The organism is Bacillus sp. EB106-04-04-XG123 (assembly GCF_058791855.1).
In genome coordinates, this window is sequence record NZ_JBYTDZ010000004.1 from 133,138 (window position 1) to 150,639 (window position 17,502).

The following is a 17,502-nucleotide window of genomic DNA, read 5'->3' on the forward strand; positions in this document are numbered from 1 at the left end:
GCGAATTCTAAAGATTGTTCGCATCATAACGCTTATGTTACGGTTATAAAGATGCTAATTTGGAGGGAAAATATGAATTCTGAAGAGAGAAATATCAAAATCAAGATAAATAATGTATCTAAAATTTTCGGTAAAAATGCTAAAAAAGCATCTCAAATGCTTGAAAACGGGAAAACAAAAAGAGAGATCCTAAAAGAGACCGGCGCAACAGTTGGTGTCAATCGAGCAAATTTTGATGTTTATGACGGCGAGATATTTGTCATCATGGGGCTATCAGGGAGCGGAAAGTCCACACTTGTGCGGATGCTAAACAGGTTAATCGAACCAACCTCCGGTGAAATTTATATTGATGGGGATATGATAACAAATATGTCAAAGGATCAATTGCGTGAAGTCAGACGGAAAAAGATCAGCATGGTTTTCCAAAACTTCGCATTGTTCCCGCACCGTACAATTCTTGAGAACACAGAGTATGGTCTTGAATTGCAAGGTGTAGATAAAGAAGAGCGCAGACCAAAAGCGCTTGAATCTTTAAAGCTTGTTGGACTTGAAGGCTTTGAAGAGCAATACCCAAATCAATTAAGTGGTGGGATGCAGCAGCGTGTTGGATTGGCACGTGCGTTAGCAAATGACCCTGACATTTTATTAATGGATGAAGCATTCAGCGCACTAGACCCATTAATTCGTAAAGATATGCAGGATGAATTGCTTGAGCTTCATACATCTGTAGGAAAAACGATCATTTTCATTACCCATGATTTAGATGAGGCGCTTCGTATTGGCGACCGCATTGTGCTCATGAAGGACGGAAATATCGTTCAAATCGGAACACCAGAAGAAATTCTAATGAACCCATCGAATGAATATGTTGAACGTTTCGTTGAAGATGTTGACCTTTCTAAAGTATTAACCGCTGGTCATATTATGAAACGTGCAGAAACAGTTCAGATTGACAAAGGGGCACGTGTTGCGCTTACGCTCATGAAAAACCTAGGGATTTCGTCTATCTATGCGGTAGATAAGAAAAAGCATTTATTAGGTGTCATTTCTGCCCAAGCAGCGAAGAAAGCAGCAGAAACGGGAGCGTCGCTTGAAACGGTTCTCGATAAAGAATTTACGACAGTGTTGGAATCTACGTATTTGACAGAGATCTTTGATGCGGTGTCTGATGCGAACATTCCGATTGCCGTTGTCGATGAGAAAAACAGAATGAAGGGCATTGTGGTCCGAGGTGCATTGATTGGTGCATTATCAGGAAATGATGAGTATATCAACATGTCTTCTAACAAGCTAGAGGAAATTAAAGCACAAGAGCCTTCTGCACAGGAGGTAGAATAAGATGTTTAGTATGAGTGATTTACCTAGAATTCCGTTTGCGGAATATATCGATCAATTTGTTGACTGGTTAACATTAACGTTTGGTGGTTTCTTTGATGGCATCACAAATGGATTAGCAGGAACAGTAAATGGGATTGTGGCTGCACTTGGCGTCATTCCATCCATTATTTTAACCCTTATTTTTGCCGGCATTGCTTGGTGGATCAGTACAAGAGGAGTTGCTCTTTTCACACTTATTGGATTTTTACTGATCGACTATTTAGGCTACTGGCATCCAATGCTTCAAACACTTGCGCTCGTTTTGACCGCTGTGGTCATTTCTATTGTGATCGGGGTTCCGATCGGTATTTGGGCATCACAGAAGGAAACTGTGCGTAAAATTGTGACACCTATTTTAGATTTAATGCAGACAATGCCTGCATTCGTTTATCTATTACCAGCGATCTTCTTCTTTAATATTGGGGTTGTTCCTGGGGTTGTGGCATCGGTTATCTTCTCCATGCCGCCAACCATCCGTATGACCATTCTCGGTATTAAACAAGTACCAGCTGATTTAATTGAAGCAACAGAAGCATTTGGTTCAACGACATTCCAGCGTTTATTCAAAGTTCAGCTTCCACTTGCAACAAAAACCATCTTAGCTGGTATTAACCAAAGTATCATGCTGGCTCTATCAATGGTCGTTATTGCAGCAATGGTGGGTGCACCAGGACTTGGTTCAGAAGTATATAGTGCGGTAACCCAGCTGAAAACAGGTATTGGTTTTGAAGCAGGTATTGCCATTGTTATTGTGGCGATTACACTTGACCGTATTACACAAAACATTAAAACGAAAAAAACCAGGGGGAATGCTTAATGTGGAAAAAGTCTCTCTACATTGGGATGACCGCCCTGCTTGTCTTTTTACTAGCCGCTTGCGGTGCGCAGACAGATTCAAATGCGAGTGCAGCACAGCAGGTGAATAAGACCATTATCGGAATCGATCCAGGTTCAGGGATTATGGCACTGACAGATCAAGCGAAAAAGGATTACGGCTTAGAGGATTGGACGGTTGTGTCTGCATCAAGTGCAGCTATGACGGCAACACTCAAAAAATCTTACGACCGTAAAAAGCCAATCATCATCACTGGCTGGAATCCACACTGGATGTTTTCCCGCTATGATTTAAAATATCTAGATGATCCAAAAAAATCTTACGGTGAAGCGGAAGAAATTCATACGATTTCACGTAAAGGCTTTGCAAAGGATCAGCCGGAAGCAGCCAAAATGCTTAGTCAGTTTAAATGGTCTCAAGATGACATGGGCGAAGTCATGATTGATATTCAAGATGGTGTGAAACCAAAGGATGCTGCCATAAAATATGTGAAAAAACATAAAGACCAAGTAGCGAAATGGACAAAAGGCGTGAAAAAGTCGAATGGTGGAAAAGTCAATCTTGCCTACGTTGCCTGGGATAGTGAGATTGCAAGTACCAATGTTGCGGCAGAAGTATTGCGTGAACTCGGGTTTAATGTGACTTTGACTCAGGTTGAAGCAGGTCCAATGTGGACAGCAATTGCAACCGGAAGTGCGGATGCATCATTATCCGCTTGGCTGCCAAATACGCATAAAACGTATGCAGCGAAGTTTAAAGGAAAATATGATGACCTTGGTACAAGTATGAAAGGCCTTCGAATGGGGCTAGTTGTTCCGAAATATATGAAGAACGTAAACTCCATTGAAGATTTGAAAAAATAGTCAATGATGTAATGGTTCCCTTATAATAGAAGGGAGCATGTGGAAAAAGCAGTCTGCTCAAAAAGCGGCTGCTTTTTTCTTATATAGAAGGATGGAGTTGTCGTCGATGATGGATAGGTCAATCATGATTTTTCTGCATGGTGGAGGAGTAAGCAGCTGGATGTGGCAGGAGCAGGTTGAAATATTTAAGGACACGTATGAATGCTTTGCCCCTGATCTCATTGGACATGGGACAAGAGCAAAAGAACAGATATTTTCAATGAATGAAAGCGCCCAAGAAGTCATCTCATGGATCAAGGAAAACGCGAATGGCCGTCAAGTGATTCTGATTGGATTTTCTTTAGGTGCACAGATTGCCGTTGATGTGTTATCAAGAGAGCCAGATATCGTAGACATCGCTGTCATCAATAGCGCCCTCGTGATGCCTCTGCCATGGCTCCATTTCATGGTGAGACCGCTCTTGCCACTGACGTATCCATTATTAAAGAAAGATTGGTTTATCCAGCTCCAAGCCGAAAAGATGGGGCTCCCGCAACATGTACTGCCTCATTATGCGGCGGAATCGAAACATCTGCAGAAGAAAACCCTTCTTACGATGTTTCAAGAAAACCTCCATTACAGGCTCCCAGACACGTTTCAGCAAGCAAAGGCACGCATTCTTGTCACAGTGGGAGAAAAAGAAAAAGGCATTATGACACGGTCAGCAAAAAAAATAACAAATTCACATCCGAAGGCAGCAGGTGTCATCGTTCCCGGTATTGGACATACATTTACTTTTGAGAAAAAAGAACTTTTCACAGAAATGATCAAAAGCTTTATAGAGGCACGTGCATTACCAGTGGAATTAAAGGAAATCCAGTAGCCGTGCCCATCAATAAGTGAAGATAAGCATAAAAGAGGCGGTGGTCTCTTAGAATCTGTATGATATAGGTATAAAACGCTTTCAGTTTGTGTGCCATAGAAGGAGGAGCTATGAGTAAAAACTATATCATATTCGGTGCAAGTCAAGGATTAGGAGATGCTTTTGTAAAGGGTCTTCCTTCAAGTGGAGATACAGTTTGGATTGTGTCGCGAAGTGAACCAAGCAGTTTGAGCATAGATGACGGTGTACATAGAATTTGGCTGAAAATCGACTTATCAAGCCAAACACATATCCCTTATATGCTCGAAGCACTGGAGAACAAGACGATTGATGTACTTATTTATAACGTCGGTTTATGGGAAAAACGAGGCTTTGAAGACGATTATTCCTTTGATCACGATCAGCCAGAGGATATTGCGCACTTAATTAATGTGAATGTCACCTCAACCATTACGTACATCCAGGCAATGCTTCCGCACGTAAGGAAATCGGAGAATGGGAAAATCATCGTGATTGGCTCAACGGCTGGACTCGATCATACAAACCTGCCGCAAGTCTCGTTTGTTGCATCTAAATTTGGCCTGCGCGGAATTGTGAATGCGCTGAGAGAGCATGTGAGAAAAGATAAAATATCTGTTACCTGTATCAATCCAGGAGAGCTGGCGGCAGAGGTTCCGTATGAAGAGGGAGCCGAAAAGGCCATTACTCTATATGATGAAACGAGAATCCCTGTTCAGGATATTGTGGAGCTTGCTAGATGTGTGATTCACTTATCAAGGGTATCTTGTGTGAAAGAAATCAACGTTCCAGCCATGGCAGATTTGAATGCATAATATAAAGCGACCACCCGTCCTGAAGAGAAGGCGGGTGGCTTTTTCATTTTATGATGAATGCTGCTGGAGCGTTTGATAGACAGCTTCAGTCAAAATCTCAATGCCGGTAAAGATTGCAGAGCGGTCAAAGGTCATGTACGGATGATGAAGACCTGGCTTTAAATCACAGCCTAAACCGAGCATCGTAGATTTGATATGCGGAAGCTTTGCTGCATAAAAGTGAAAGTCTTCTCCACCTGTTGTGACGATTGGGGGATCAAGCTGCTCTTGGCCTAAAACCTGTTCAATCGCATGAGACATGATCTGGACAGCTTCCTCATTTAACGTAGCGGCAGGCAGACGATGGTCTGTTGAAAGTGTAATGGAAGCACCAAAGGCATCCGCTACAGAATGAACTGCTCTTTCAATTTCTTTTTCTAGCTCATCCATTACTTCGTTTGTTTGCGCCCTTACATCTAATGTAAAAGAAGCTTTGCCTGGGATGATGTTTGAGCTGCCCCCGCCAGCATGTAAATTGGTCATTTTCACAGAATGGGCGACTCGTGGATCGACATGGATATGCGCGAGTCTCTGCACGAGGGTTGAAGCCACTTCTATTACGTTGATGCCAAGGTGAGGACGTGCACCGTGCGCTTCCTCGCCGATAATGGTGCCGACATAATGATTACTTGATCCGTGCAAAATAGCAGGAGCGCAGCGTCCGTTTAATGTTTCTTGAATTGGGCGCACATGTACGCCATATAAGTAATCGACATCTGCCAGCACACCTTTTTCAATCATTTTCAGCGCACCGCCGCCTCTTTCCTCGGCAGGCTGAAAGATGAAACGAATTGTGCCGTTTGGGCGTTCTTTTTCCTTTAATGCCATAAAGGTGCCAAGAGCCATTGTCATGTGTGCATCGTGGCCACATGAATGATTGGCTTGAAACTCTCCACCTACTTCCTGCCAAAGTGCATCAATATCGGCTCTCACAGCGACCACTGGTGCGCCTTCTCCAATTTCACCGATCACCCCTGTACAGTCGTCAAATGTTTGAGTTTTGCAGCCTAATTTTTTCAATATACCTTCAATATAAGCAGTCGTTTCTGTTTCTTCCCAGCTGATTTCTGGGTGGGCATGCAAGTGTTCGAAGATGTCTGTCACGGTTTGTTTCATTTCGTTTGTCAAAGTTGTCATGAAGAGCCTCCTTGCTGACAGATAATCTGCCAAAACATTATTTTAGTGAAATAATATTGATCTTAAATATCAACAGTGTTTATAATATAACACATCATTTGATTATTCTGAAAATTAAGTGAAATTCCGATCGGGACAAAGGGGTTTTGACACATGAAAACAGCGACAGTATCAGCACCAGAGAAACAGAAACGAAAACTTCAAATGCCGGATGCGTATGTTCTCTTATTTATGATTGCACTGATTTGTACGATAGCAACGTATTTTGTACCAGCAGGTGAGTTTGATCGAAAGACATCTGGGGAGATCACAACGGCCGTTCCTGGCAGCTATCACCGCATTGATCAATCACCAGTGAGTCCAGTTGGCTTTTTCACTGCGATACAAGAAGGAATGGTAGGGTCCGCTTCTATTATTTTTCTGATTCTATTTACAGGCGGAACCATTGCCATTTTGGAGAAGACAGGTGCTATTAACGGGATGATTCACCATGTCATCAGCCGGTTTCAAACGAAGCAATTATTGTTTATTTGTATTGTTGGGGGATTATTTTCAGTCCTTGGAACGACCGGAATTGTCGTGAACTCTGTTATTGGATTTATTCCAATTGGCATCATTGTGGCACGATCCTTGAAATGGGATGCTGTAGCAGGAGCGGCTGTCATATACATCGGCTGTTACGCAGGGTTTAATGCAACGATTTTATCTCCATCTCCATTAGGTTTATCACAAACGATCGCAGAGCTGCCGATCTTTTCTGGCATTGGCCTGCGTGTCATCATTTATCTTTGTTTCCTTATTTCTAGTATTGTGTACATCTATTTATATACAAGACGTCTGAAGAATAAAGAAAAGGGAAGCATTCTTGGCGATCAATGGTTTCCTGCTAAGGGGCTTGGCGGAGCAGATGCGGAATCTGTGGACAAGCCTGCATTCACTGGTAGACATAAGCTGATTTTAGCGGTGTGCGGATTGTCTCTTGGAGGTTTCTTATATGGCGCACTTCAGCTTGGCTGGACCGATAAGGAAATGGCCGGTGTGTTCATTTTTATGGCAATTGTAGCTGGCTTGCTTGGAGGATTAGCGGCCAATGATATTGCGAAAACGTTTATTGTAGGCTGTCAAAGCCTTGTATACGGCGCACTTATTGTTGGGATGGCACGCTGTATTTCGGTCATTTTAGAAAATGGGAAGCTGCTTGATACAGTGGTCAACGGCTTGGCGAGTATGCTGACAGGCTTTAGTCCAATTGCTGGTGCGATCGGGATGTATATTGCGAGTGCGCTTCTTCACTTTTTGATTTCATCAGGATCAGGAGAAGCCGTTGTCTTTATCCCGATTCTTGCGCCGCTCGCTGATTTAATGGGCATCACAAGACAGGTAGCTGTAGAAGCGGTAATGCTTGGTGAAGGGGTGGTCAACTGTATCAATCCGACTTCTGGTGTGTTGATGGCTGTGCTTGCTGCAAGTGGTATTCCTTATGTAAAGTGGCTGCGTTTTATGGTGCCGCTTGCCCTCATTTGGTTTGTCATTGGTCTTGTATTTATTTGTATTGGGGTCATGATCAACTGGGGCCCTTATTAAACATGTATGAAGCTGCCGAAGAGCGTTTGGCAGCTTTTTTCTTGTGGAAATATGTATGGAACCAGCGCTTTGAAAGCACAATAAATGTGTTCACAAATTCGCTACATATTTTTTTTGAGCAACCCCCTTGCAAAAGTTTGTGAAGTGTTGCACAATAATAATGTGAAATACTTCACATAATAAAAACAGCCTAGTTTTACTCAGGAGGATGAGATAAATGACAAACGAAAAAGTAAACAAAGTAGCCCTTATTGGAGCAGGTTTCGTCGGCAGCAGTTATGCCTTTACATTAATAAATCAAGCGATCACAGATGAATTGGTTGTTATCGATTTGAATCAAGACAAAGCAATGGGTGACGTGATGGATTTAAACCACGGAAAAGCATTTGCCCCGCATCCTGTGAATACTTGGTATGGAGATTATGAGGATTGTAAGGATGCAGACATTGTATGTATCTGTGCTGGCGCAAACCAAAAGCCAGGTGAAACGAGACTTGACCTTGTTGAGAAAAATTTAAATATATTTAAAGGTATTGTAGACAATGTGATGAAAAGCGGATTTGATGGCATTTTCTTAGTTGCTACGAACCCAGTTGATATTTTGACATATGCGACTTGGAAATTCAGTGGACTACCAAAAGAACGAGTGATTGGCAGTGGTACGACGCTTGATACGGCAAGATTTAGATACATGCTCAGTGAGTATTTTGAAGCAGCGGCACACAATGTGCATGCGTACATCATTGGCGAGCATGGGGATACTGAGCTTGCTGTTTGGAGTCATGCGAATATCGGAAGTGTACCAATTACAGAATTAATGAAGAGAAATGATCAATACAAACAAGAAGACTTAGATGAAATCATGGAAAATGTCCGTCATGCCGCTTACCAAATCATTGAGAAAAAAGGCGCCACTTACTACGGCGTGGCAATGAGTTTAGCCCGCATTACAAGAGCGATCCTGCACAATGAAAACAGCATCTTAACGGTCAGCACTTACTTGGATGGTGAGTACGGAGCAGAAGATGTCTACATTGGTGTACCCGCCCTTGTGAATCGAAATGGTGCAACAGAAGTGATGGAGCTTGCTCTGGATGATACAGAGAAAGAAAAATTTGCACACAGTGTGAATGTGTTAAAAGAGATTTTGGCTCCTCATTTTTAATCAATCAAAAGCAACCTATCTGAGCAGAAAAGGATGAATCACTATGTGGCAGCAAATATATGATCCGTTTGGTAATGAATTCGTCAGTGCATTGGTGGCAATGCTCCCAATCTTGTTTTTCCTACTTGCATTAACCGTTTTTAAGTTAAAAGGTGTTTTAGCCGCTTGTTTTACCTTAATCGTCAGTTTTGTAACAGCTGTTTTCTTCTTCCATATGCCAGTTGAAAAGGCATTATCTGCTGTGCTGCTCGGTATATCTAATGGGCTGTGGCCGATTGGATATATCGTGATCATGGCGGTATGGCTCTATAAAATTGCCGTGAAATCTGGTAAGTTCGATGTCATTCGTTCTAGTATTGCAGGAATCTCTCAAGATCAACGTCTTCAGCTCTTATTAATAGGTTTTAGCTTTAACGCATTTTTAGAAGGTGCTGCTGGGTTTGGTGTACCGATTGCGATCAGTGCCGCTCTCTTAACAGAGCTTGGGTTTAAACCGCTGAAAGCTGCGATGCTCTGCTTAATTGCCAATGCTGCATCTGGTGCATTTGGTGCTGTAGGAATCCCAGTGATTACAGGGGCGCAAATGGGCAATATGACGCCGCTTGCGTTATCTCAAACCCTTGTATATACGATTCCGTTTATTTCATTCTGTATTCCGTTCCTACTCATTCTGATTGTAGATGGATTCAAAGGAATCAAAGAAACTCTGCCAGCCTTGCTTGTTGTGAGTGGAACCTATACCATTTTGCAAGCTGTTACAATGGTGACGATGGGTCCTGAGCTTGCCAATATTATTTCTGCCTTAGCAAGTATGGGTATTTTGGCTTTATTTCTTCGGAAATGGCAGCCAAAACACATTTATCGAGAAGAAGGAGCGCCAGATATTGAACAGAAACAAACGTATCGCGGCGTTGAAATACTGAAAGCATGGTCTCCGTTCTATATTTTAACTGCTGTTATTACGATATGGAGCCTGCCAGCATTTAAAGCATTGTTTGCTGTAGGAGGACCGCTTAACTGGACGACCATTTTAGTGAAAATGCCATTTTTACATCAGCAAATTGTGAAATTACCACCAATTGCACAAACGGAAACACCTATTGATGCGATCTTTAAAATTGATGTCATCAGTGCAACGGGTACTGCCATTCTGATTGCGGTGATGCTGACAGGGCTGTTTAGCAGACATATTACATTAACAGAAGGCGCTGCCTGCTTAAAAGCAGCGGTGAAAGAGCTTTGGCTCCCCGTTCTTACCATTTGTTTTGTGATGGGCTTTGCCAACCTGGCGAACTTTGCTGGACTAAGTTCTGCGATTGGACTTGCTCTTGCCAAAACAGGCGATTTGTTCCCGCTTGTCAGCCCAGTGCTGGGCTGGATCGGTGTGTTTATTACGGGGTCTGTCGTGAGTAACAACGCCTTATTCGGTAACCTTCAAGCGGTCACTGCTTCTCAAATCGGCTCACAGGCAGGTTTGTTAATTGGGGCGAACACGACTGGTGGTGTGATGGCGAAATTAATTTCTCCACAATCTATCGCTATCGCTACAGCAGCTGTTGGAGAAACAGGGAAAGAATCTGAGCTCTTCAAAAAGACCGTGAAGTACAGCTTCATTCTGCTCGGCATTGTATGTATATGGACATTCATTCTTGCTCAATTTTTATAGGTTGATATATAGGTATAAAAAAGACTGAGATTTCTCTCAGTCTTTTTCTTTATGTAGATTCTCTTGTCACGAGCTGGGTAGGCAGCTGGATATGTTCGCGCTGTAATGGTTTTTGGTCTTGCAGAAGTGCGATCATTTGCTGTACTGACCGCTGGCCAAGCTCTACGATCGGTATGTCAATCGTGGTGATCGTTGGAGCTGTCACTTCGCATATGTCTTGGTTGTCATAGCCGATGACCGCTAGATCCTCGGGGATTTGATAGCCATATGAAATGGCCTGTTTAATGAGCCCTGCTGCAACTTGATCATTACCGGTGAAAATGGCATCAGGCGAATCCGTCATGTGATGAATGACCTCCATTAAGCGAAAGCCGTCTTCAATCGTAAAAGCCTCTCCAAACAGCCAATCATCTTGCAGCGGTAAACCGTGAGCAGAGAGTGCATCAAGATAGCCCTGTTTTCTTTGTTTCTGCGCTTCACTGCTTTCTGTATCAAAGCAAAACCCAATCGATTTTCGCCCCGACCGAATCAAGTAGTCGACCGCTTTATAGGCGGCTTCCCGTTCATCGTATCCAATAATCGGGATATTTGCTGTTTGATGATATTCATTTGCCATGACAATGGGGCCGTTCGTTAAAAATGGCTCAATTTTCTCCCATGTATTTTCTAACGCCCCCAATATAACCCCATCTACTTCTCTTCTTTTTAATAATTGAAGTCCTTCAAGCTCTAATGCCTCTTGATAAAACGTCTGAAGCACGATGGCTTTATATCCTTGATCAAGGGCTTCTTTTGAAATGCCTTTAATCAATTGTGCAAAAAAAGGATGGTCCACAGCTGGGACAGACACAGCAATGGTTTTTGTCTGATGTGACCTTAGTGTGCGGGCTGCTGAACTCGGTGTATATTCCATTTCTTTCATCACCTGTAAGATGAGCTGCCGCTTTTCTTCTGACACATATGGGTGATGGTTTAGCACTCTGGAAACGGTGGTGGTTGAAACCCCGCAGCGTTTAGCAATTTCATAAATTGTACACATATTAACAAATCCTTTACACAAAGTTATTGTTCTGAAATCGATAACATCATTTACAATGTGAAACAAGTTAAATATTAACAAAAGGAATTGATTAATTGGAGGGAATGGAATGCAAATATTGACGAAGATATCAGGTAAAAGCAAGGATTATCTTCCTTTGCTGGATATGATCAATCAAGGTGTTCAAGTAAAGGCCGATTCAGTTGAAAAGCATCTAGCAAATGAAAAGCTAGTGACGTTTCTTGAGCAAGATATAGAACGCACAGGTTTGGAAAAAATTCTCTTCCATTATAAACAAAATAAGGAAAAAAAGATACCGTTTCTGCCAGTTGATAAACTGATTTCAGAGGATGAAATCGATGATATTATGCTGGTGTTGAAGGAAGTATTGAGCTCTGGCCGTTTTACTTCAGGGCCATATATTCCGACCTTTGAAAAGGCGATTGCTGCGTACTTAGGGAAAAAATATGTCATAGCCACGTCAAGCGGAACAGATGCCTTGATGATCAGTCTCATATCAGCAGGCGTCCATCCGGGAGACGAGGTAATTTTGCCAGCCAACAGCTTTGCTGCAACAGAAAATGCAGTGCTTGCCATTGGGGCTGTTCCGGTTTATGCCGATATTGATCCAGAAACCTACTGCCTCGCAGCGAGTGAAATAGAGAAGCATATCACAGATAAAACGGTATGCATTCTACCGGTTCATTTATATGGAAAGCAAGCGGATATGAAGGCTATTTCGGCGATTGCGAAACAGCATGGTTTGAAAATCATTGAAGATGGCTGTCAAGCGATTGGCAGCAGTGGCCTTGGTGCTTATGGAGATGGACTTGTTCTCAGCTTTAATCCATACAAAAACCTTGGGGTCTGCGGAAAGGCAGGCGCCATCGCTACAAACGATGAGGCCTTAGCGGAAAAATGCATGGAGATCAGCTATCACGGCTTTGAATCTGGAAAGAAAAATGTCAAACGCAGTGACTACGGCTTTAATTCCAAAATTGATAATTTGCAGGCAGCGATCGGACTCGAACGAATGAAGTATTTAGGACTGCAAAACTTTAAACGTTTTTACTTAGCCAAGCGATATATTGACCAGCTGCAAACGCTTGAGGATGAAGGATACATGAAGCTTCCGAAGCTGACGGATGACCATGTATGGCATCTATTCCCGATTAGAGTACTGAAGGGAGACCGAGATGAACTTGCAGCGAAATTGCTGGAAATGGGCATAGAGACGGATGTCTATTACCCGATCCTATCGCATCAGCATCAAACAAATCTTGTTTCTCAAAAGTATAGACAAACAATACTACCGCACACGGAAAAGGCAGCGCAGCAATTACTTCACCTGCCGCTTTACCCAGGAATGCCGCTGCAAGATCAGGAGAAGGTCATCGAGGGGGTTCATCATGTTATCAAGTCTTCCATTCAATAAAAAACTACTGAATCAGCCGAAGAATCCGCAGTGGATCGTCTTCTGTGATTTTGATGAAACGTATTATTCTCACGAAATGACAGAGGAGCAGAGAGAGGATGTCAAGCGGCTGGAAGCCTTTGTAGCAGAAAAGAGTGAAGCGGGACAGCTTTTGCTGGGCTGGGTGACGGGAAGCAGCCTCGATTCTGTCACGAGCAAAATGGAAAAAGGCGGGTTTCATCAATTCCCGCATTTCATTGCGTCGAACTTAGGGACTGAGATTGTATATACGTCGGATGTTCATTTTGGACAGCCAGATGCAGAGTGGATGAAGCGGCTGGATGCACAGGGCTTTTCAGATGAAAAAATCGAAGACATCCTGGAAACTGTCCGAGAAAAGGGCATTTCTCTTAGACCGCAAACGCAGCTGGGCAGCTCAGGGTATAAAAAGAATTTCTATTATCAGGAGCAGGATGAACGGACGGATCTTCATCATCTATCATTTATCCAAACACTGGCTAAAGAGCGGGGTGTGGCGGTCAACATCAACAAATGCAACCCGCTTGCAGGAGATCCTGCGGATTGCTATGATGTCGATTTTTTACCAGTAGGAACAGGGAAGGATGAAATTGTCCGCTTTATGCTGAACCAATATGATCTATCGAAAGATCAAGGCTTTGCGTTTGGTGATAGTGGGAACGATTTGCGGATGCTTCAATCCGTCACGCACGGTTTCCTTGTCCAAAATGCGACAGGCGAAGCCAAACGGCACCATCACCAAATTTGTCATCATGGGTATGCAAAAGGAATCTATGAAACTCTGAAAACAGTGATGTATAAACATGAGGAGGCACATTCATGAAGAAAATTGGAATTGTTGGAGCAGGGAATATTGCAAAAGCACATGCAAGAGCATTATCAACGATCAAAGGTGCAGAATTATCCGGTGTCTATGATTTGCATGAGTCGGTCGCACAGGGATTCATTAAACAGTACGGCGGACGTGTGTATTCAAGTATCGAGACACTTGCAGATGCATCTGATGGGTTGATCATTGCTTCCCCTAATTTTTGTCATAAGGACCATGCCCTTCAGTCGCTAAGAGCAGGACAGCCGATTTTATGTGAAAAACCGATGGCTGTGTCGCTGAAGGAAGCGAAGGAAATGGTAGAGACAGCCAAACAGTTCCAAGTTCAAGCCAGTATGGGCTTTAACTATCGTTATTTATCCTTTGTGAATATATTGAAGAACTTGATTGCCAACGGAGAATTAGGCCGTATTTTGACCGTCAGAACTCATTTTAAGAAAAACAGTGCCCTCAGAAGAAAGACATTTTCATGGAGAGACAGCGGCGAAAGTCTGCGTACGAGCGGTGCGCTAGGAGATCTTGGCATTCATTTGATTGATATGCTGTGGTACTTATTTGGCAGTGAAATGAAGAAAGAATCACTTAACACCAAGATGCTGACACGTGTAAAGGAAAAAGAAGAGAAAAAGGTACAGGTGGATGATCATACCGAAATTTTCGGGCAGATGGAGAATCAAGTGTTCTTTCATTTGGTGACATCCAAAAGTACGCAGCCTGAGGAATGTGGATTTAGTGTAGAAGTCGTTGGTCATGACAAGGTATTCAAATACCATACGAACATGAAAAACGAATATGAGATCAGTGATGGATTGTGTGCGGAGCGTCATCAAATGCCGCAAACCTTGCTGACAGATCCGCCGAATGAATTTTACGGATGGTCCGATACATTCCGCGATCAGCTGATGCATTGGGTGAATACTGATCCATACCCAACTCATATGAAGGTCGCTGATTTTGAAGATGGTTATCGCGCGCAGGCTGCGCTCAATACATGCTTTGAGAGGGAAGAGGCAGTTGTCTCTGCTCAGGCATATTAAAGAGGTGGAGCGGAGGATGTCATGACTCCGCTCCTTTTTAGAGGAAGTGAAAAGATGAAAAAGGTATTTTATTTTGGCTGTGTCTTTTATTTTTTTATTGGGACCATTCATGTGTTCTTTGGCAGCTTAACGCCTTATTTGCTGTCGAGTTATGATAAGGGTCCCGGGGAATTATCATCTTTAATTTTTTTTCAATTTATTGGTTTTTTGACAGGTGTTCTGCTATCCCCCATTCTAGTGAGAAAAAAAGGCTATGGCGCTGTGCTGACGATGGGTCTTTTGCTGATGATTGGGTCACTTCTGCTGGGGCTGTTGGTGCCAGGCTGGACGACGCTTGTGCTGGCAGGTTTTTTTCTTGGGAGCGGCGCAGGCAGTCTTGAGACAACAGCCGGAGCGTATGTCATTTCGATGGCTAATAGTGCTAAGCGAATCAGTATCATGGAGGTCTTTTTTGGATTAGGTGCACTGTTATTTCCGCTAGTGATTTTGCTGACTGTCACAGAGCAGACATGGCAGTATGTGTTTTTATTTCAGGTGGGTGCGCTGACATTTTTCCTCATGCTATGGCTTGTTTTTATGAACAAACTGCCTCATGGACAGATGGATGCTCCTTCCACAGGAGGGATGAGGAAACCGTCCTTGCTTCTTGATCGAAATAATCGAATGATCGTGGTCATTATGATTTGTTTTGCCTTTTTCTACGCAGGGATTGAAACGAACTTTGCGAACTTTTTGCCGTCGATCATGCTGGAAAAGGGGGGAGAAAATTGGGGCCTCTTTGCGGTCTCTACTTTCTGGACAGCGATCGTCATTGGCAGGACTGTGATTGCGAGAAAAGCTGATCAGCTGCACCCGCTGCGTTTTTTAAAGCTAAGCGCATCACTGATGATTTTGCTGCTTGTGATATTCGCTCTAACAACCCACATTACTGCGCAGCTGATCCTCATCTTTTTCATCGGGCTTTGCGCAGCTGGCATGTTCCCAATCGCACTGACAGCATCTGCCTTAATGATTGAAAATGCCATCGATGAGGCGACGAGTTATTTTATTGCAGCCGCGAGCTTAGGCGGAGCCTGCTTGTCCTTTTTGATTGGATTTAGTCTGGAATGGGCAGGAGCGGCAAGTGCCGTCTTTGTATTTGCTTTCTTAGCTGTTCTTCTGTTTGCAGCTGCGATTCAAATGAATCGTTCTAAGAAAAAAGAAACGGTACACGCGCAGCAGACGGAACTGAAAGCAGATCGCTAAGCACATGATCAAGCCGCTCCCCAAGGTCCGCCTGAAATGATGACAAAGGACTTGTACTAAAACGCAGAAAGTTTGAATAACATGTACAAGTCAGCATCAAAAGGAGGACGTCTATGTGGCGGTGTTTTTTGGTTATATCTTTTTAGGGTTGTCACTTTCAGCGCCTGTTGGGCCAGTCAATGCAGCCCAAATCGACAGAGGCATTAAAAGTGGATTTTGGCATGCTTGGATTTTTGGTGTGGGGGCTATGGCTGCGGATATTGTCTATATGCTTCTCATCTATTTTGGTGTAGCCCAGCTTTTGACTGCACCTCTTGTAAAAACCTTTTTGTGGCTGTTCGGCTTTTTCGTTCTGACCTATACCGGCATTGAAAGTCTGCGTAAAATCAATTTGCAGGAGAGTCCGAAAAAGGACAGCGGTAACACATCAATTGGCCATTCGTTCATGACCGGATTTTTCATTTCTCTATCTAATCCGCTCAGTATTTTGTTTTGGCTTGGCATCTATGGCAGCATTTTAGCCAATACGATCGAAAAGTATGGAGCTTCCCAAATGCTCATGTATAGTATGGCTATTTTTATCGGCATGCTGATCTGGGATTTCAGCATGGCACTGCTAGCTAGTTCGTTTAGGCGTTATTTAAGTGAACGTGTGTTACATGGCTTATCCGTTCTTGCAGGTCTATCTTTACTTGGTTTTGGCGTCTATTTTGGGTATCAAGGGATTATGGCGTTGATTGGGTAGAAAAACAGACTGACACATTCAGTCTGTTTCAGCGTGTAGACAAACCCTCGCATTCGGTGTCAGTCCTGCGCGCCGGTGCTCACGAATGTCAAATTCGCTCCGCTCCGATGCTCGTCCTTTCTAGGGCTGCAAAGGTTTTCTATCACGCTGAAAAGAAGACAAAGGACTAAAATAAAAAATCATTTTAGCCCTTTGTCAGTAATCTGAAGCAGACTGATACATTCAGTCTGTTTTTTTGTAAGGATTGACAGACATAACACATTCTTGAATAATGTGGAATAGAAAATGGATTGAAGGAGCTTCTGCTATGCGTATGTTTCTGCCAGTATTTAATTATTTGTGTATGTTGATTTTATCAGTCATCACAGCAACATTCGTTTATACGTTTTTATTTATGCCGCCTGAAGTGGGCTTCAGTTATGTGGAGATGACCAGTCTGTTCATTTTGCTTGCTTATGTCATTTTTGCTGTACCAATTCAGATTGTTTTACACCGGCATCCTAAAAGATTTCGAAGCCGTGATTTATTGATTTATTTTATTGCGGCATGGGTGGTTTGCTCGGCTTTGGCTTTATGGATTGATTATGGACTTGTTGTGTTCATCAGCTATAAAGTTTATTTGTTTAGCTTCTGCGCAGCCCTTATTTATTGGGTGCTGGATTCCGTCTTTTTGATGAAGAGCCGATCGTAGAAATAACGAAAGGCGCTCTATTAACTAACGCTAGGTTCATCTACATAATAGAATAAAAGAAACAAATACCTACTCAATTTGAATGGAGACCCCATCTTGTCA

At 43.0% G+C, this 17,502-nt stretch carries 16 protein-coding genes; 14 read left to right on the plus strand and 2 right to left on the minus strand.

What is annotated here, in order from left to right; translation table 11 throughout:
* Nucleotides 1–72 precede the first annotated feature (72 nt).
* From opuAA to AC3WTB_RS13725, 5 genes are all read left to right on the plus strand, one after another.
* A complete protein-coding gene (gene opuAA / locus AC3WTB_RS13705) occupies nucleotides 73–1,338 on the plus strand; it encodes a glycine/proline betaine ABC transporter ATP-binding protein OpuAA (RefSeq protein ID WP_039176292.1) in 1,266 nt (421 codons plus the stop codon).
* Nucleotides 1,339–1,348: 10 nt separating this feature from the next.
* Complete coding sequence (gene opuAB, locus AC3WTB_RS13710) at nucleotides 1,349–2,194, plus strand: glycine/proline betaine ABC transporter permease subunit OpuAB (RefSeq protein WP_039182966.1); 846 nt, start codon at nucleotides 1,349–1,351, stop codon at nucleotides 2,192–2,194.
* Complete coding sequence (locus AC3WTB_RS13715) at nucleotides 2,194–3,075, plus strand: glycine betaine ABC transporter substrate-binding protein (RefSeq protein WP_039176296.1); 882 nt, start codon at nucleotides 2,194–2,196, stop codon at nucleotides 3,073–3,075. Before opuAB ends, AC3WTB_RS13715 begins: the two co-directional genes overlap by 1 nt.
* Before the next feature lie 106 nt (nucleotides 3,076–3,181).
* Nucleotides 3,182–3,937 (plus strand): alpha/beta fold hydrolase, encoded by a 756-nt coding sequence (locus AC3WTB_RS13720; protein WP_247544624.1) that lies wholly within the window; start codon nucleotides 3,182–3,184, stop codon nucleotides 3,935–3,937.
* A 110-nt stretch (nucleotides 3,938–4,047) separates the two neighbouring features.
* On the plus strand, nucleotides 4,048–4,770 hold the full coding sequence (locus AC3WTB_RS13725) for an SDR family oxidoreductase (protein ID WP_492333849.1): 723 nt from the start codon (nucleotides 4,048–4,050) through the stop codon (nucleotides 4,768–4,770).
* Between the two features lie 48 nt (nucleotides 4,771–4,818).
* On the opposite strand, the gene AC3WTB_RS13730 is transcribed toward AC3WTB_RS13725, so the two are convergent.
* The gene (locus AC3WTB_RS13730; protein WP_440601736.1) at nucleotides 4,819–5,946 is read right to left on the minus strand and encodes a M20 peptidase aminoacylase family protein; all 1,128 of its coding nucleotides are present in this window, start codon (nucleotides 5,944–5,946) and stop codon (nucleotides 4,819–4,821) included.
* A 153-nt stretch (nucleotides 5,947–6,099) separates the two neighbouring features.
* Here AC3WTB_RS13730 and AC3WTB_RS13735 point away from each other — a divergent pair, with 153 nt between their 5' ends.
* The 3 genes from AC3WTB_RS13735 (at nucleotide 6,100) to AC3WTB_RS13745 (ending at nucleotide 10,361) form a co-directional block, all read left to right on the plus strand.
* On the plus strand, nucleotides 6,100–7,530 hold the full coding sequence (locus tag AC3WTB_RS13735) for a YfcC family protein (RefSeq protein WP_492333850.1): 1,431 nt from the start codon (nucleotides 6,100–6,102) through the stop codon (nucleotides 7,528–7,530).
* Between the two features lie 217 nt (nucleotides 7,531–7,747).
* Complete coding sequence (locus tag AC3WTB_RS13740) at nucleotides 7,748–8,695, plus strand: L-lactate dehydrogenase (protein WP_064498609.1); 948 nt, start codon at nucleotides 7,748–7,750, stop codon at nucleotides 8,693–8,695.
* Between the two features lie 43 nt (nucleotides 8,696–8,738).
* Nucleotides 8,739–10,361, plus strand: a complete 1,623-nt coding sequence (locus AC3WTB_RS13745; protein WP_064498610.1) for an L-lactate permease — start codon at nucleotides 8,739–8,741, stop codon at nucleotides 10,359–10,361.
* Nucleotides 10,362–10,410: 49 nt separating this feature from the next.
* Here AC3WTB_RS13745 and AC3WTB_RS13750 read toward each other — a convergent pair whose 3' ends face one another.
* Nucleotides 10,411–11,400, minus strand: coding sequence for a LacI family DNA-binding transcriptional regulator (locus AC3WTB_RS13750; RefSeq protein ID WP_492333851.1), 990 nt, complete (start codon nucleotides 11,398–11,400; stop codon nucleotides 10,411–10,413).
* 109 nt (nucleotides 11,401–11,509) lie between these two features.
* Between AC3WTB_RS13750 and AC3WTB_RS13755 the strand changes: the two genes are divergently transcribed.
* The 6 genes from AC3WTB_RS13755 to AC3WTB_RS13780 all read left to right on the plus strand — a co-directional run bounded on the left by AC3WTB_RS13755 (nucleotide 11,510) and on the right by AC3WTB_RS13780 (nucleotide 17,400).
* The gene (locus tag AC3WTB_RS13755) at nucleotides 11,510–12,835 is read left to right on the plus strand and encodes a DegT/DnrJ/EryC1/StrS family aminotransferase (RefSeq protein ID WP_341083145.1); all 1,326 of its coding nucleotides are present in this window, start codon (nucleotides 11,510–11,512) and stop codon (nucleotides 12,833–12,835) included.
* The gene (locus tag AC3WTB_RS13760; protein ID WP_039176316.1) at nucleotides 12,810–13,676 is read left to right on the plus strand and encodes an HAD-IIB family hydrolase; all 867 of its coding nucleotides are present in this window, start codon (nucleotides 12,810–12,812) and stop codon (nucleotides 13,674–13,676) included. Before AC3WTB_RS13755 ends, AC3WTB_RS13760 begins: the two co-directional genes overlap by 26 nt.
* A complete protein-coding gene (locus tag AC3WTB_RS13765) occupies nucleotides 13,673–14,719 on the plus strand; it encodes a Gfo/Idh/MocA family protein (RefSeq protein ID WP_492333852.1) in 1,047 nt (348 codons plus the stop codon). Before AC3WTB_RS13760 ends, AC3WTB_RS13765 begins: the two co-directional genes overlap by 4 nt.
* Before the next feature lie 54 nt (nucleotides 14,720–14,773).
* The gene (locus AC3WTB_RS13770) at nucleotides 14,774–15,964 is read left to right on the plus strand and encodes an MFS transporter (RefSeq protein WP_492333853.1); all 1,191 of its coding nucleotides are present in this window, start codon (nucleotides 14,774–14,776) and stop codon (nucleotides 15,962–15,964) included.
* 115 nt (nucleotides 15,965–16,079) lie between these two features.
* Nucleotides 16,080–16,709, plus strand: a complete 630-nt coding sequence (locus AC3WTB_RS13775) for a LysE family translocator (protein WP_099662870.1) — start codon at nucleotides 16,080–16,082, stop codon at nucleotides 16,707–16,709.
* A gap of 307 nt (nucleotides 16,710–17,016) precedes the next feature.
* On the plus strand, nucleotides 17,017–17,400 hold the full coding sequence (locus AC3WTB_RS13780; RefSeq protein WP_410558867.1) for a UPF0715 family protein: 384 nt from the start codon (nucleotides 17,017–17,019) through the stop codon (nucleotides 17,398–17,400).
* Nucleotides 17,401–17,502 lie beyond the last annotated feature (102 nt).